Raw genomic sequence first — 14,596 nt, 5'->3', positions numbered from 1 at the left:
TATGGAGGTGCAAAATGAAAATGTCGAAAATATTGGCAACGATTGTTGCCCTTGGTTTGATTGGTGGTGTGGGTTATAACCTCACACAAGAGCGAACCAATCAAATTGTAAGCGAAAGCAATAAGGTACAAGGTGAAATAGCACCAGAGACAGAGGTGGCTCAAGTTAGTGAAACTAATGAAACAAATGAAGAGGCAAGTGAGGACACTAATCTTGTTGCAGATAATGTAGCTGTAGAAGGGTCTGAGCCTACTCAGACAGAGGATAATGCAGAGGTTGCAATTAGCACGGAAACTAAAGAACAGGCTGCAGTAGTTGAAAGCAAATTAGCAGCTGCCAATACTGCTTTTGTAGCAGATGGTATGAATGATGTTTATGCTAAACTTCGTTCAAGTCAGAAGAAAAAATGGCTTAAACAGATTAATGAAAATGATTATTTTGATGACGATTCTCTTCAATATCAAATTAGTAGTATTTATGAACTTGGAGACAATCAATATTACATATTAGGATGGTCAGCACCATCTGATGGGAAATTAGCGTTAGCAGAAAAATGGTCAGAATCACAAAGAGAAAGTTATCCAGCGCAAGATATTTTTGAGTTGGTATTAAGAGAAGAAAATGGTAATTACTTTGTGACACAGGCTATTTATCCAAGTGAGCAGGTTTTAACAAGTGATGAAGTAGCTTTATATAAGAAAGAAGAACAAGCAGAAAGTAACGTGGCAATTGAGTATAAAAAGGTACGTAATTTCGAAGGTGTCGATGAGTACGTAAACTATTTAGATGAAGCTATTAATGAACTCAAAGGCGAAAATATTACTAGCGGAAATAATGCAAGTAGCAACAATGAGAATGCAGCTGATCTTAATGCTGCGCCAATCAATGATGCTGGTAAAAGTGAAGTAACACAATATGTACAATATGCAATTGAAGATTTATCTTCAACATCAACTGTAGCAGAAGACAATACGATTGATGTCAAAGCAGAGCTCTTAACACAAATGAAAGAAGCTATGACAACGGCTAAAGATAAATTTGATAATCTTTTAAGTGAAAATGATATTAGTTTTAATAAGAGCCTTAATACTGTTTTAAAATTGCAAACAGAAGAAACAAGCTTTAAAAAGCCTATTTACATTCAGCTTCCTGATAGCTTTGAGGATTTAGGAGAAGTGAGTGGGCTTCGCGTGGTTATTGATGAAAATAGCTATGTGTATATTAACGGGGAAGACCTTGATGCACTTGCTGGTCTTAAAATTAAAATTGAGCGCTTACAAGACAAGAAAAGTTATGAAATTACTTTCTTAGGAAAACAAGATGAAATTATACCACAACTAGATCAAACCATTACATTTGCTTTTAAAGCAAAAGATGAGTTTACGACAGTTGTAAGAGTAATAAGTGATGAAGAACAAAACTGGGGTGGTCAATATGAAGGGGCTACAAGTAGCATTTCATTTGGTACAAAATATTCAGGAACATATAAAGTCATTGATAACAATGTAAAAATCAGAGATATCGCACTACTACCAAGTAGTCAGCAATCAGCTATTAAATTTATGGTATCTAAAGGTTACTTAACACTTGAAAATGAACGTTTCAATCCAGAACATACATTTACACGTTACGAGTTTGCAGAAGCCCTTGTAAAAATGTTCTTTGCCTTAGATACGTCTCTAGAAGCGAGCTTTACAGATGTACCAACAGATAGTCAGTATTATCCATATGTAGCTTCAGGTGAAACTTATGAGATTATTAAAGGGTTTGCAGATGGTACATTTAAGGGCGATACAAAAATCTTAAAAGAACAAGTAATTTCTTTATGTGCAAGAACGATTGCAGATAAAAAGGGGTATGTTTACCCAGAACATCCAGAAGACTACTTAAAATTTGCAGATACTGATGAAATTGGCAAATGGGCGTTAGATGATATTGCCTTAGCTGTCCAAAGTGGTTTAACAACAGCAGGTGGAACCCTTAATCCGAAAGCTGAGATTACAAAAGCTGAGAGTGCAGAAGTTTTATATGGACTGTTTAACTTACTTTATGAAACAGCACCAGGTGAAAATGTTGTTGAAATGACACCAACACAAAAAACATATTCTATTTTAGGAACAGTACTTGTATTAGGTCTTGCTTTATGGCTCATTTGGAAATTTATTAAGAAATTCAAAGTCATCCTTACAATGATTGCATGTACAGCAGCGATTATTATTACTTTAATCATTGGCTTTAAGGGTGGTTTCTAGTAAGCTTATAAATCCAAATACTGTTTTTTAGATGTTAGAAAATTATGTTATAATAAATCATTCATGAATGATTAAAAAACATAAGGAGAAAGAGTGTGGAGAGAAAAAATTCAGTCTTAAAAATGACAATGCTCGCAATGTTGGTGGCAGTAGGTGTGGTTATATCCCCTATTTTAAGAATAGAAGGCATGTGCCCTATGGCGCACTTCATTAATGTGGTAGCAGCTGTATTATTAGGACCTTTATATGCCTTTTTATGTGCTTTGCTGATTGGCCTTATTCGTATGTTTTTTATGGGAATCCCACCTCTAGCACTTACGGGTGCTGTCTTTGGCGCATTATTATCAGGGATTTTATATAAAGTTTCAAAAGGAAAAATCATAGCAGCTGTCATAGGAGAAATTATAGGCACAGGCATCATAGGCGCAATTGTTTCTTATCCAGTCATGACCTGGATTTGGGGAAGAACAGGTTTAACCTGGTTCTTTTATGTGCCATCCTTCATAGGAGGAACACTTATAGGCGGCAGCATTGCCTTTATCTTTCTAGTAGCCCTCAAAAAAACAGGTCATCTAGTAAAATTTCAAAGAACTTTAGGTACAAAAACCTACGACACATCAAAACTATATTTATAAAACTGACAATACAAAGGGAGTGCCACGGCACTCCCTTTAATCGTTTTCTTTTAATTTCCCTAAACAAGCTTTTTCGTAATGTGCCAACTCTAGCCGCTGCGTCATAATCTAATGGGTGTCCATGCCCCTAGAAGACTAATCAGCAGTGGCTAGCACTTTACGAAACCCTAACCTTTTTACCCTTGTATATGTTTTTTGAGTGCTTCAAAGCTTTCCTTGCTAATGACATGTTCCATCTTACAAGCATCTTGATCGGCCACTTCTTTGCTAACACCAAGGCCTTGTAGCCAAGAGGAGAGTAGCGTATGTCTCTCATAAATCATTTCGGCAATTTCCTTGCCATTAGGCGTTAAAGAAATAAAGCCTTCATCACTAACGACAATGAAGTTTTTTTCGCGTAGGTTTTTCATAGCAACACTTACACTAGGTTTACTAAAGCCTAATTCATTAGCAATATCTATAGAACGTACAACAGGATAAATCTTACTTAAAACTAAAATGGTTTCAAGATAATTCTCTGCAGATTCATTTATACTCATTGGAATACCTCTCATTTATAAAAATATTAATAAATACTTAATTTATAAGGTTTAGGTAAGTATATCATAGATACAGTAAGAATACAAAAAGTTGAAGTTTATAAAATAATTGAGAAAAAATATCATTTTCATATTGAAAAAAAACAAAGTTAAGAATATAATATAAGCGTAAAAGAAATGAAAATCATTATTAAATTATATAGAAAGAAGATGATAGGATGCCTTTAACAATGGTAAAAGCAGGTGAACCTAATGTGATAAAAAAAGTAGGTGGCAAAGAAGAAACAAAGAAATTTCTTGAAAGCCTAGGTTTTGTTGTAGGTGGGATGGTAACAGTTGTGTCTGAGATTAGTGGGAATATGATTGTAAATATTAAGGAATCAAGAGTAGCTATTAATAAAGAAATGGCCAATAAGATACTTGTATAAATAGAAATATTGGAGGAGCGTAGATAATGAAAACTTTAAAACAAATACCATGTGGCCAGACAGTTAAGGTTAAGAAGTTAACTGGAGAAGGTGCAGTAAAAAGACGTATTATGGATATGGGTATTACAAAGGGTGTTGAAGTCTTTGTAAGAAAGGTAGCACCATTAGGAGACCCTATTGAGGTGACGGTAAGAGGCTATGAACTATCACTTAGAAAAATGGATGCGGAAATGATAGAAGTGGAATAAATTTTTTTGACTATGGGTTAGTAAATACTAACTATAGTTAGGCATAGCAAATAAAAGTTAGATAGAACAAACAAAGCCGTATGGGCGAAAGGAGACGCATATGTCAATTAAGATTGCATTAGCAGGTAATCCTAACTGTGGGAAAACAACGTTATTTAATGCACTGACAGGATCAAATCAGTTTGTAGGAAACTGGCCAGGAGTTACAGTGGAAAAAAAAGAAGGTAAGCTTAAAGGTCATAAAGATGTTATTATTATGGACCTTCCAGGTATTTATTCATTATCACCTTATACATTAGAGGAAGTTGTAGCGAGAAATTATCTTATTGGTGAAAGACCAGATGTGATTCTCAATATTGTTGATGGGACTAATATTGAAAGAAATCTTTATTTATCAACACAGTTAATGGAACTAGGTATTCCTGTTATTATGGCAGTAAATATGATGGATGTCCTAGAAAAAACGGGAGATAAAATACATATTGATAAACTAAGTAAGAAGTTAGGATGTGAAGTCGTTTCTATATCAGCGCTAAAGGGAACAGGAATTAAAGAAGCCGCTCAGAAAGCTGTAAAGTTAGCACAAAACAAAAATACAGCACAAATTGTTCATAAGTTTGACAGTCGTGTAGAGGGGATTTTAAATTCTATAGAAGATAAAATAGCAAATGAAGTACCGAAAGAACAACGCCGTTTCTTTGCAATTAAATTACTTGAAAATGATGATAAAATTGCAAGTCAAATGAAGCAGGTACCAGATGTATCAGAAGAGATTAAGTTCATCGAAGATGAGATGGATGATGATACAGAAAGTATTATTACTAATGAACGTTACAACTATATTTCTGCTATTATTGATAGCTGCTATAAGAAGAAAAATAAAGGAAAGCTTACAACATCTGATAAGATTGATCAAATTGTAACGAATAGATGGTTGGCATTACCTATTTTTGCAGTAATTATGTTCCTTGTTTATTATGTATCTGTTACAACAGTAGGAACATGGGCTACAGATTGGGCGAATGATGGTGTATTTGGCGAAGGATGGCGCTTATTTGGCTTAGAAATACCAGGTATTCCTGTGCTTATTGAATCTGGCTTAAATGCTATAGGTTGTTCAGATTGGTTACAAGGACTAATTCTAGATGGGATTGTTGGTGGGGTAGGAGCTGTACTTGGTTTCGTACCACAGATGTTAATCTTATTTATTTTCTTAGCTTTTTTAGAAGCTTGCGGATACATGGCAAGGGTAGCCTTCATTATGGATAGGATTTTCCGTAAGTTTGGTCTTTCTGGTAAATCATTTATTCCAATGCTTATTGGAAGTGGTTGTGGTGTGCCAGGTATTATGGCATCTCGTACAATTGAAAATGATAGAGACCGCAAGATGACAATTATGACAACAACATTTATTCCTTGTGGGGCAAAGTTACCTATCATTGCGCTGATTGCAGGTGCATTATTTGATGGCGCATGGTGGGTAGCACCAAGTGCATATTTTGTAGGAATTGCAGCAATCATTTGCTCAGGAATTATTTTAAAGAAAACAAAAATGTTTGCTGGAGACCCAGCACCATTTGTTATGGAACTTCCAGCTTATCATATGCCAACAGTAGGTAATGTTTTAAGAAGCATGTGGGAACGTGGTTGGTCATTTATTAAAAAGGCTGGTACAATTATCCTTCTTTCAACAATTATTATTTGGTTTATGACTTACTTCGGATGGGTTGATGGTCAGTTTAGAATGCTTGAAGATATGGAAATGGAAAACAGTATTTTAGCAGCTCTTGGAAATGGCATCAGTTGGTTATTCATTCCTCTGGGATGGGGAGACTGGAAGTCAGCAGTAGCTGCGATTACAGGGCTTGTAGCAAAAGAAAATGTAGTAGGTACATTTGGTATTTTATATGGCTTTGCAGAAGTGGCAGAAGATGGCAGCGAAATTTGGGGAACACTTGCAGGAAGCATGAGTGCGGTAGCAGCATATTCATTCTTAGTATTTAACCTCTTATGTGCACCTTGTTTTGCAGCAATGGGAGCTATCAAAAGAGAAATGAATAATGCAAAATGGTTCTGGTTCGCCATTGGTTATCAAACAGGACTTGCTTATGTTGTAGCTTTATGTGTTTACCAAATAGGTACACTTATTACAACTGGAGCATTTGGTATAGGTACAGCTGTTGCTTTCTTACTAATTGTGGCATTTATTTATCTTCTTGCAAAACCTCATAAACAAAGCACTACATTAGATATAGCAATAGGTAAATAAAATAATGATTAGAACCTGTACTTTCTTAGAGGAAGTACAGGTTTCATTTTTAGGAGGGTTTATATGGGAACAATAATAGTAGGAATTATTTTATTAGTTATAGTAGGATTTATTATTAGAAGTATGATTAAAGATAAAAAAGCAGGTAAATCTATTCAGTGTGGCGGTGAGTGTAAGCACTGTGGTGGCCATTGCCATAAATAAGATTTAATAAGTAGATAAAAATGATAGGATAGCTAAAAGTAGTATAGATTAGTAGTATAGATTAATGGAAGAGAGTAAAATTAGGCTTTGCGGCTGGTGTAATGTTTGGTTTTTTAGTTATGATGATATTAGATGTGGCATTAGGTTAAGGCGTAGTATAACCATGCAAAATTTGTAAAGGAGCGTACATTGGCTTCTAACTCGAAAGATAGATGAGTAAGTAGAGGGAATAAGTACAGTTAGGAAGAGGCTAACTGTACTTATTTATTAATGAAATAACTTTGTTTTGTATCTAGAGGCTGCATTATAGCTACCAATAGCACCATAGGAATAAAGTTTATTATACTGCGAACTAGAAGATTTAAAGTCAATAAGGATAGGTGTATCTAGAAGTTCGGGATGTGCATCAAAGAAGGGCTGATCAGCAATGTAAATAGCCTGAAGGGCAAGTGGCATTTCGCGTTTGAAAATGTTATAACGCTGCTTAGAATTATCCTCTATGCCATTGCCATCGATTAAGACTTCTCCATAAAGTAAATCTTTAGTATTTAATGTAGTCCATTTCAGATACACTTGGTCTTGAAGTTCGTTAGTTTTATCAGTGGCATAGTCAAGGCCTATTACAACAAAAAGATCACCTGTTTCATCAGAGTGTGTCATAGTATAAGTACGATTTTTTAGAGGACGGGTCTTAGTGACATTGTCTCTATACTCTACAAAGACTTGACGATTTCTTTTATTACGCATATGAATCATCCTATTATATGAGCCTATAATAGAATATGTAAAGTTAGAGAAAAGATGTCAAATATCAGAAAGGTTAAAAGGCTGTGTTAGTTACATTTTACAGCAGTTTTTTTTATATGTAAGACAAAAGAGATGGTCTTTTTTTTTCTTATCCCTATAATAGAGGTTGTTGGAAAGGATTCCGGAAAAGGAAACAAAGGAATATTATGAGGAGGGATAAGATGGATAAATGTTTGCAAAGAACAGCAAAATTACTTGCATTAATGACAACAGTAACGTGTACTTTTTGTACACCGGTATTATATGCAGCACCTACAGCAGCAGTAGTTGCTAATGATGCCACGATTAAAAAGGTAGATAAACCTTGTTTTTCTAGGGAAAGCGGATTTTATAAAGACGCCTTTTTACTTGAGATAGCTACAACTACAGCAAGTGGGGTTAAAATTTACTATACGACAGATGGCAGCGTACCGACTAATGAATCGACATGTTATGAGGGAGAAATCTTAATTCAAAATCGTACAAATGAACCGAATGTATTAGCATCAAAAACAGGGATAGGGACTTTAAGTGGTTATATACCTAATTTTAACATTGATAAATCTACAGTTATTAGGGCAATAGCATATGATGAAGAAGGTAATGCAAGTGAAGTTGTAACAAAGACGTATTTTGTAGGCATGGAGATGGAAAAGTATAATCATTTGCCGATTATATCTATAGTAACGGACCCAGATAATCTGTTTGATTATAATACAGGTATATATGTACAAGGTGCTACTTATGATGAGTGGATTGCAAATGGTGGAGACCCTAATACAACTAATAGTTGGGAACTGCCTGGTAATTATACTCAAGAGGGAAGAACATGGGAAAGACCGGTACATATTGATTACTTTGAAGGAGATGGCTCTTTAGGATTTTCACAGGATTTGGGGATGCGTATAATGGGAGGTGGCTCTCGTTCCTATGAGCAAAAGAGTTTAAAGTTTTTTGCAAGAGAAGAATATGGAAAGAAAAATGTAAAGTATCCTTTGATTCCAGGTCTTACAAAAGAAGTAGATGATACAACTCCTTTAACTACCTTTAAAACTTTTGTGCTTCGAAATGGTGGTAATGACAATTTTTATGCTAAGCTTAGAGATCCTTATTTTCAAAGTTTAGTGGAAGATCGTAATATAGAGACGCAAGGTGCTAGGCCAGTTATTGTTTTTATAGATGGAGAGTACTGGGGACTCTATTCTCTAAATGAAGATTACTCTGATGATTATATTAAAAATAATTATAATATTGATAAAGATAATGTAGTTATGATTAAAAGAGGGAAAATTGAAGAAGGTACTGAGAAAGACAAATTGCTGTATGATGAACTTATTAGCTTTGCAAAAAATAATGATTTAAGTGTAGCTAAAAACTATGACGAATTAAGTCATATGATGGATATACAAAGTTTCATTGATTTTTGTGCTACTGAAATATACTTAGGCAATGAAGATTGGATTAATTATAATAACAACTACCGTTTATGGCGTTCTCGTACCACATCAAGTCAACCTTATGAAGATGGCAAATGGCGCTGGATGATTTATGATACAGAGTATTCTTTAGACTTATATAATCTAGGAAAGAATTATGAGTTCGATGCCATTCAATATATTTATGATTGGGGAGAAATTGGCCAAGATTATTTTACACAGATTGTATTGTTTGAAGCTTTGATGCAAAATGAGGATTTCAAGGAACAGTTTGTAACGACATTTATGGACCTTGCAAATTTAAACTTTGAACCCAATAGTGCAAGTAATAAATTAGATGAGATTGTAGCACAATATAGTCCTTGTATTAATGATAGTTTCTATCGTTTTGGACCTGATTTTGTAGTGGATTACTGTGTACCACAAGATTATTTTAATGAGCAAGTTGATGCAATACGCAGTGCATTATATAATCGAAATCATTATGTACCTAATATGTTAAAAAAACATTTTGATTTAGAGAAAGACCCTGTTGATGTAACAATAACAACTAATACACCAGTAGGTGGAAGTGTAAAGATTAATACAATACAACCTGATTTTTCAAATTGTACATGGACAGGAAAGTATTTTACAGACTATCCCATTACTGTAACAGCTATTCCTGCTGAAGGATATCATTTTATTGGCTGGTTAGATGATGTGATTAGTACAGAGCAGACGATTACAGTTAATTTTGATCAAGCCATTCATTTAAAGGCTCAGTTTATGAAAGACTATAGAGAAACCAACTAAAACCTTGAAATATACTCAATGATTTCACATGACTCAAAACTATGAATAACTAGAATTTATAAATGTGAAATCTATAGATGCATTGATAAATAAGATGAAAAAAATCTAAGAGGGTGTGATACCTTCTTAGATTTTTTTTAGAATAGATGAGGTAAATGTTGGAAAAAATAAATTGCGCTTATAATAGAAAATAGGTATGATGAAAGTAGCTATATTAATAATGAAGGGGAAATAGGAATGGGGAAAAAAGTTAGAAGACTTATGATAATAAGTAGTATTGTGTTAAGTCTAGTAGGATGTCAAGGCATGGATTCATCAGCTAAAGTGATAGTGCCTCAAGAGGCAGCGTGGACGCTAGATGAAAGCACGGGGCTTGATATGCCCGAGCTTAACTATGCAGATGAAGAGAAGATTATTTTTCATGGCTACTTTGGACTATTTGTCTATGATTTAGAAAAGGAAGAAATTGTACATAGTTTAGATTTAGAAGCCATAGGTTGTGGCTATACGCAAGGTGATGCGTATTGTGAGGTGGAAGTAAGTAAGGATGGAAATATCGTACAACTACATCCATTAATCGATGAGAATATGTATATTTATAATGTAGTAGAAAATACTCTAGAGCAGGCGGAATATAGTTCTATGGAAGATAAGTTTGAGGTAGTGCCTAATGAAAATGCAAATGGTAATGTAGGCTATGAGTTAGTACAGTTAGCAAGTGGAGATGCTTGCTATCTACAAAGTGAAGATAATACATTAGGTGGGCTTTATTATGTGGCTGGAGAAAAGAAATATAAGTTATTCAAATAGTTATCAAAATTTATTGACAATACATAATATATAGATATATGATATTAGTAGAAAGCAAACGGACAACAAAGGAGTTGTGTGTAGTTAATACACGCAGCTCCTTTTTTTGTATGTACAAATAGGGCTTTCTCATATTTGCAAGTGCTTGGGAATACCATATAAAGTGGTGTTCTCTTAGGTGTTAGAGGATTTAATAAGGGGGAAGATATTATGAAGAAGAGACTATTTAGTATGTTAGTTGCATTAGGTGTGGTAGGGTCAATGTGTATTGGATGTGGTAGCAGTGCTGTATCAACAGAAAGTCCAGAAGCAATAGCAGAAACTTCAGAAGCAGCTACCGATGAAAAAGCAGCTTCATCAGATTTAAAAGTTGGCGTCATTTATGTTGGTGACGAAAATGAAGGTTATACAGCTGCACATATGGCAGGTATTGATGAAATGATGGCAGAATATGGTCTAAGTGAAGATCAAGTTATTGAGAAAACCAATATTGGTGAAGATGAAGCTTGCTATGATGCAGCAGCAGATTTAGCAGAAAGTGGCTGTGATATTGTGTTTGCCAATAGTTTTGGTCATGAGGATTACATAATCCGTGCGGCGAGTGAATATCCAGATGTTCAGTTCTGTCATGCAACAGGTTACCAGGCGGCTTCAAGTGGCCTTAGCAATATGCATAACTACTTTGATAATATTTATGAAGCACGTTATGTATCTGGCGTTGTAGCAGGTATGAAAATTAAAGAAATGATTGATGAAGGTAAGATTACAGAAGATCAAGCGCTCATGGGTTATGTAGGGGCTTATCCTTATGCAGAAGTTGTTTCTGGTTATACAGCATTTTACTTAGGTGCTAAAAGTATTGTAGATTCTGTAAAGATGGAAGTACGCTACACTAATAGCTGGGCAGATTCTTCCCTAGAGGGTGAAACAGCTACATCACTTATTGCAGATGGCTGTATCTTAATTAGTCAGCATGCAGATACCACAGGTGCACCATCTGTTTGTGAAACAAAGGGGATACCAGTAGTAGGTTATAACGTAGATATGACGAGTGTAGCACCGAATACAGCATTAACATCTCCAACAAATGACTGGGGTGTTTATTACAAATATGCAGTAGGTTGTATTTTAAACAATGAAACAATTGAGACGGATTGGTGTCAAGGTTATGCACAGGATTCTGTAGATATTACGCCTCTTGGAAAAGCATGTGCTAAGGGTACACCGGAAAAGGTAGATGCGGTTGTAGCAGCTATTAAAGAGGGTTCTTTGCATGTATTTGATACAGCTACATTTACAGTACAAGGTAAGACATTAGATAGCTGGAAAAATGATGCTGGCACAGAATATATCAGTGATAGTTATTTCCATGAATCTGAATATGGTTCAGCACCAGCCTTTTTAATCAAGATAGATGGCATTACAGAAAAATAGGAAATGAAGGTAAGTAAGATATACCGCGTAGCGCTCTAAGAGATGGCTACGCGGTCATCATATATACCATTAATGTGGAGGGGGGAGAGTATATGCGAAATTATGCTATTGAATTAAAGCAGGTTTCAAAGCATTTTGGAGAAGTAGTGGCCAATGATCATATTGATTTAAATGTACAAAAGGGAGAGATTTTAGCTGTTTTAGGTGAGAATGGCAGTGGGAAAACAACGCTGATGAATATGATTGCCGGTATTTATTATCCAGATAGTGGTAGCATTTATATGGATGGGAATGAGGTCACGATTCGTTCGCCTAAAGATTCCTTTACATTAGGTATAGGGATGATTCATCAGCATTTTAAACTTATTAATATTTTAACTGCAGCAGAAAATATTATATTGGGATTGCCAGGTAAATCCAGACTTAAAATGAATGAAGTCGAGAAGGAAGTTAAAGCCTTAACGCTTAAATATGGTTTTGATTTAAATCCTTCACAAAAGATTTATGATATGAGTGTTTCAGAAAAGCAGACTGTGGAAATCGTCAAGGTATTATATCGGGGTGCCAATTTACTTATCTTAGATGAACCAACAGCTGTACTGACGCCTCAAGAGACAAGAAGATTATTTGATGTGCTTCGTAATATGAAAAAAGATGGCAAGTCCATTATCATTATTACGCATAAATTAAATGAAGTACTTGAAATCTCAGACCGGGTAACTGTACTTAGAAAAGGAAAGTGCATTGGAACGGTAGATACTAAGAAAGCAAGTATTGAATCACTTACAGAGATGATGATGGGGGAAAAGATACAACTTAATATAAAACGTACAAAATCTAAGGGCAAAGAAAAACGTATCATAATGAAAGACGTTTCATGCGTGAATAAAGAGGGGATAACGGTGCTAAATCAAGCCTCTTTTACCGCATATAGTGGTGAAATACTGGGCATTGCTGGTGTTTCAGGAAGCGGACAGAAAGAAATGCTAGAGTCAATTGCGGGGCTTGTTCAGATTCAGCAAGGTGAGATTTTATATTATCCGCCAGCAGAAAAAGAAGGAGAAAAAGAAACGGTCAAGGAACTTTCTAAGATGAATGCAGAAGAAATTACAAAGCTGGGCATTTCATTGGCCTTCGTACCAGAAGATAGACTTGGAATGGGTCTTGTAGGGTCTATGGACTTAGCAGAAAATATGATGATAAGAAGCTACAGAGAAGGAAAAGGATTTTTTACCGATCGTAAGAAGCCAAGGGAATTAGCAAGGAAGGTTGTAAAACAGCTAGAGGTAGCAACGCCAGGTATTGAAATACCTGTCAGCAGACTTTCTGGAGGCAATGTACAGAAGGTACTAGTAGGAAGAGAAATTGCATCTACACCTTCTGTTTTAATGGTGGCTTATCCAGTAAGGGGGCTTGATATTCATGCTTCTTATGCCATCTATAACTTGCTAAGTAGTCAGAAGAAACAAGGGGTAGCCGTCATTTGTGTGGGAGAGGATTTGGATGTCTTATTAGCCTTATGCGATCGTATTTTGGTTTTAAATAGTGGTACGGTCACAGGCATTGTGGATGCAAGGAAGACAACTAAGGAAGAAATCGGTTTACTTATGAGCGGCTCTAGAAGGGAGAGGGCAATCAATGCATAGAGAACCTTTATTTCGAATGGTAAAAAGAGATACGATTTCAAAGTCTAAAAATATTATCATACATTTAATTGCTGTCTTTTTGTCACTGATTGTATGTGGCATCGTTATTATTGCGATTACGGGGCAAAATCCTATAGAAGTTTATAAGGGCATTGTAGAGGGGGCTGTGGGGACAAAAAGAAGGATATTTGTAACACTTCGTGAAACAATGGTGCTTCTGCTCATTGCAGTAGGGCTTACCCCTGCTTTTAAAATGAAGTTTTGGAACATTGGTGCTGAAGGTCAGATTCTTGTAGGAGGGCTGGCCTGCGCAGCACTTATGATTTATGCAGGAAATATTTTTCCAAACTGGCTATTAATTTTATTAATCATTGGTGTAAGTGCCCTGGCAGGTATGATATGGGGCTTTATTCCAGCTGTGTTTAAGGCACGTTACAATACGAATGAAACTTTATTTACACTCATGCTTAATTATGTGGCAATGCAGCTAGTGACCTTTTGCATTATTTTCTGGGAAAAACCAGCAGGCTCTAACACCGTTGGCATTATTAATTCAGAGACAAAACAAGGCTGGTTTCCAGCACTTTTTGGAAATGTGCAGCTTATTAATGTCATCATTGTTTTAACCATTACTTTGGGCATGTTTATTTATATGAAATACAGCAAGCAGGGTTATGAGATTGCTGTGGTAGGCGAAAGTGAAAATACAGCCAGGTATGCCGGCATTAGCGTTAGAAAAGTTATTATACGAACAGTGATGCTTTCGGGGGCTATATGTGGTATTGCAGGCGCACTTATTGTAGCAGGTTCTAGCCATACGATTTCTACAAGTACAGCGGGAGGAAGAGGATTTACGGCTATTATTGTGGCATGGATGTCTAAGTTTAATCCTTTTATCATGATTTTAGTGTCTGCTTTTTTGGTATTTATGCAACAAGGGGCTATTCAGATTGCTAGTCAGTTTGGGCTTAATCAAAACGCCTCAGATATTATTACAGGTATTTTATTATTCTTCTTAATTGGCTGTGAATTCTTTTGCAATTATAAGGTGTATTTAGGCATCTGCTTCGGGAAAAAACGTTACCCACAGCAAGCGCGTAAGGAGGCGATGTAA

The 14,596-nt window shown here is 35.6% G+C and carries 13 protein-coding genes; 11 read left to right on the top strand and 2 right to left on the bottom strand.

What is annotated here, in order from left to right:
- Positions 1–14 precede the first annotated feature (14 nt).
- Both AC1VAQ_RS07745 and thiW read left to right on the top strand, forming a co-directional pair.
- On the top strand, positions 15–2,252 hold the full coding sequence (locus AC1VAQ_RS07745) for an S-layer homology domain-containing protein (RefSeq protein WP_302597269.1): 2,238 nt from the start codon (positions 15–17) through the stop codon (positions 2,250–2,252).
- Between the two features lie 95 nt (positions 2,253–2,347).
- The gene (gene thiW / locus AC1VAQ_RS07740) at positions 2,348–2,887 is read left to right on the top strand and encodes an energy coupling factor transporter S component ThiW (protein WP_302597270.1); all 540 of its coding nucleotides are present in this window, start codon (positions 2,348–2,350) and stop codon (positions 2,885–2,887) included.
- 176 nt (positions 2,888–3,063) lie between these two features.
- Here thiW and AC1VAQ_RS07735 read toward each other — a convergent pair whose 3' ends face one another.
- Complete coding sequence (locus AC1VAQ_RS07735) at positions 3,064–3,426, bottom strand: metal-dependent transcriptional regulator (protein ID WP_302597271.1); 363 nt, start codon at positions 3,424–3,426, stop codon at positions 3,064–3,066.
- A gap of 218 nt (positions 3,427–3,644) precedes the next feature.
- Here AC1VAQ_RS07735 and AC1VAQ_RS07730 point away from each other — a divergent pair, with 218 nt between their 5' ends.
- From AC1VAQ_RS07730 to AC1VAQ_RS07715, 4 genes are all read left to right on the top strand, one after another.
- Complete coding sequence (locus AC1VAQ_RS07730; protein ID WP_302597272.1) at positions 3,645–3,854, top strand: FeoA family protein; 210 nt, start codon at positions 3,645–3,647, stop codon at positions 3,852–3,854.
- A 26-nt stretch (positions 3,855–3,880) separates the two neighbouring features.
- Positions 3,881–4,102 (top strand): FeoA family protein, encoded by a 222-nt coding sequence (locus AC1VAQ_RS07725; protein WP_302597273.1) that lies wholly within the window; start codon positions 3,881–3,883, stop codon positions 4,100–4,102.
- Positions 4,103–4,202: 100 nt separating this feature from the next.
- Complete coding sequence (feoB, locus tag AC1VAQ_RS07720; protein ID WP_302597274.1) at positions 4,203–6,371, top strand: ferrous iron transport protein B; 2,169 nt, start codon at positions 4,203–4,205, stop codon at positions 6,369–6,371.
- A gap of 63 nt (positions 6,372–6,434) precedes the next feature.
- On the top strand, positions 6,435–6,575 hold the full coding sequence (locus AC1VAQ_RS07715) for a FeoB-associated Cys-rich membrane protein (RefSeq protein WP_302597275.1): 141 nt from the start codon (positions 6,435–6,437) through the stop codon (positions 6,573–6,575).
- Positions 6,576–6,842: 267 nt separating this feature from the next.
- On the opposite strand, the gene AC1VAQ_RS07710 is transcribed toward AC1VAQ_RS07715, so the two are convergent.
- The gene (locus AC1VAQ_RS07710) at positions 6,843–7,322 is read right to left on the bottom strand and encodes a staygreen family protein (protein WP_302597276.1); all 480 of its coding nucleotides are present in this window, start codon (positions 7,320–7,322) and stop codon (positions 6,843–6,845) included.
- 221 nt (positions 7,323–7,543) lie between these two features.
- Between AC1VAQ_RS07710 and AC1VAQ_RS07705 the strand changes: the two genes are divergently transcribed.
- From AC1VAQ_RS07705 to AC1VAQ_RS07685, 5 genes are all read left to right on the top strand, one after another.
- Complete coding sequence (locus AC1VAQ_RS07705) at positions 7,544–9,592, top strand: CotH kinase family protein (protein ID WP_302597277.1); 2,049 nt, start codon at positions 7,544–7,546, stop codon at positions 9,590–9,592.
- Between the two features lie 237 nt (positions 9,593–9,829).
- Positions 9,830–10,402 carry a hypothetical protein gene (locus tag AC1VAQ_RS07700; protein ID WP_302597278.1) on the top strand — a complete coding sequence of 191 codons (573 nt, stop codon included), beginning with the start codon at positions 9,830–9,832 and terminating at the stop codon, positions 10,400–10,402.
- Positions 10,403–10,612: 210 nt separating this feature from the next.
- The gene (locus AC1VAQ_RS07695) at positions 10,613–11,836 is read left to right on the top strand and encodes a BMP family ABC transporter substrate-binding protein (RefSeq protein WP_302597279.1); all 1,224 of its coding nucleotides are present in this window, start codon (positions 10,613–10,615) and stop codon (positions 11,834–11,836) included.
- 92 nt (positions 11,837–11,928) lie between these two features.
- Positions 11,929–13,482 carry an ABC transporter ATP-binding protein gene (locus AC1VAQ_RS07690; protein WP_479903768.1) on the top strand — a complete coding sequence of 518 codons (1,554 nt, stop codon included), beginning with the start codon at positions 11,929–11,931 and terminating at the stop codon, positions 13,480–13,482.
- Complete coding sequence (locus tag AC1VAQ_RS07685) at positions 13,475–14,596, top strand: ABC transporter permease (protein ID WP_302597281.1); 1,122 nt, start codon at positions 13,475–13,477, stop codon at positions 14,594–14,596. The genes AC1VAQ_RS07690 and AC1VAQ_RS07685 overlap by 8 nt, the downstream gene beginning before the upstream one ends.

This window comes from Cellulosilyticum sp., assembly GCF_982396655.1.
This window is presented reverse-complemented; position numbering and strand designations above follow the sequence as displayed.

Bases quoted from the DNA above. Each gene is read 5' to 3' on its own strand.
- AC1VAQ_RS07715 (WP_302597275.1), top strand. From the start codon at position 6,435: ATGGGAACAATAATAGTAGGAATTATTTTATTAGTTATAGTAGGATTT.
- AC1VAQ_RS07725 (WP_302597273.1), top strand. From the start codon at position 3,881: ATGAAAACTTTAAAACAAATACCATGTGGCCAGACAGTTAAGGTTAAG.
- feoB (WP_302597274.1), top strand. From the start codon at position 4,203: ATGTCAATTAAGATTGCATTAGCAGGTAATCCTAACTGTGGGAAAACA.
- AC1VAQ_RS07700 (WP_302597278.1), top strand. From the start codon at position 9,830: ATGGGGAAAAAAGTTAGAAGACTTATGATAATAAGTAGTATTGTGTTA.
- AC1VAQ_RS07695 (WP_302597279.1), top strand. From the start codon at position 10,613: ATGAAGAAGAGACTATTTAGTATGTTAGTTGCATTAGGTGTGGTAGGG.
- AC1VAQ_RS07710 (WP_302597276.1), bottom strand. From the start codon at position 7,322: ATGCGTAATAAAAGAAATCGTCAAGTCTTTGTAGAGTATAGAGACAAT.
- AC1VAQ_RS07730 (WP_302597272.1), top strand. From the start codon at position 3,645: ATGCCTTTAACAATGGTAAAAGCAGGTGAACCTAATGTGATAAAAAAA.
- AC1VAQ_RS07705 (WP_302597277.1), top strand. From the start codon at position 7,544: ATGGATAAATGTTTGCAAAGAACAGCAAAATTACTTGCATTAATGACA.
- AC1VAQ_RS07690 (WP_479903768.1), top strand. From the start codon at position 11,929: ATGCGAAATTATGCTATTGAATTAAAGCAGGTTTCAAAGCATTTTGGA.
- AC1VAQ_RS07745 (WP_302597269.1), top strand. From the start codon at position 15: ATGAAAATGTCGAAAATATTGGCAACGATTGTTGCCCTTGGTTTGATT.
- AC1VAQ_RS07735 (WP_302597271.1), bottom strand. From the start codon at position 3,426: ATGAGTATAAATGAATCTGCAGAGAATTATCTTGAAACCATTTTAGTT.
- AC1VAQ_RS07685 (WP_302597281.1), top strand. From the start codon at position 13,475: ATGCATAGAGAACCTTTATTTCGAATGGTAAAAAGAGATACGATTTCA.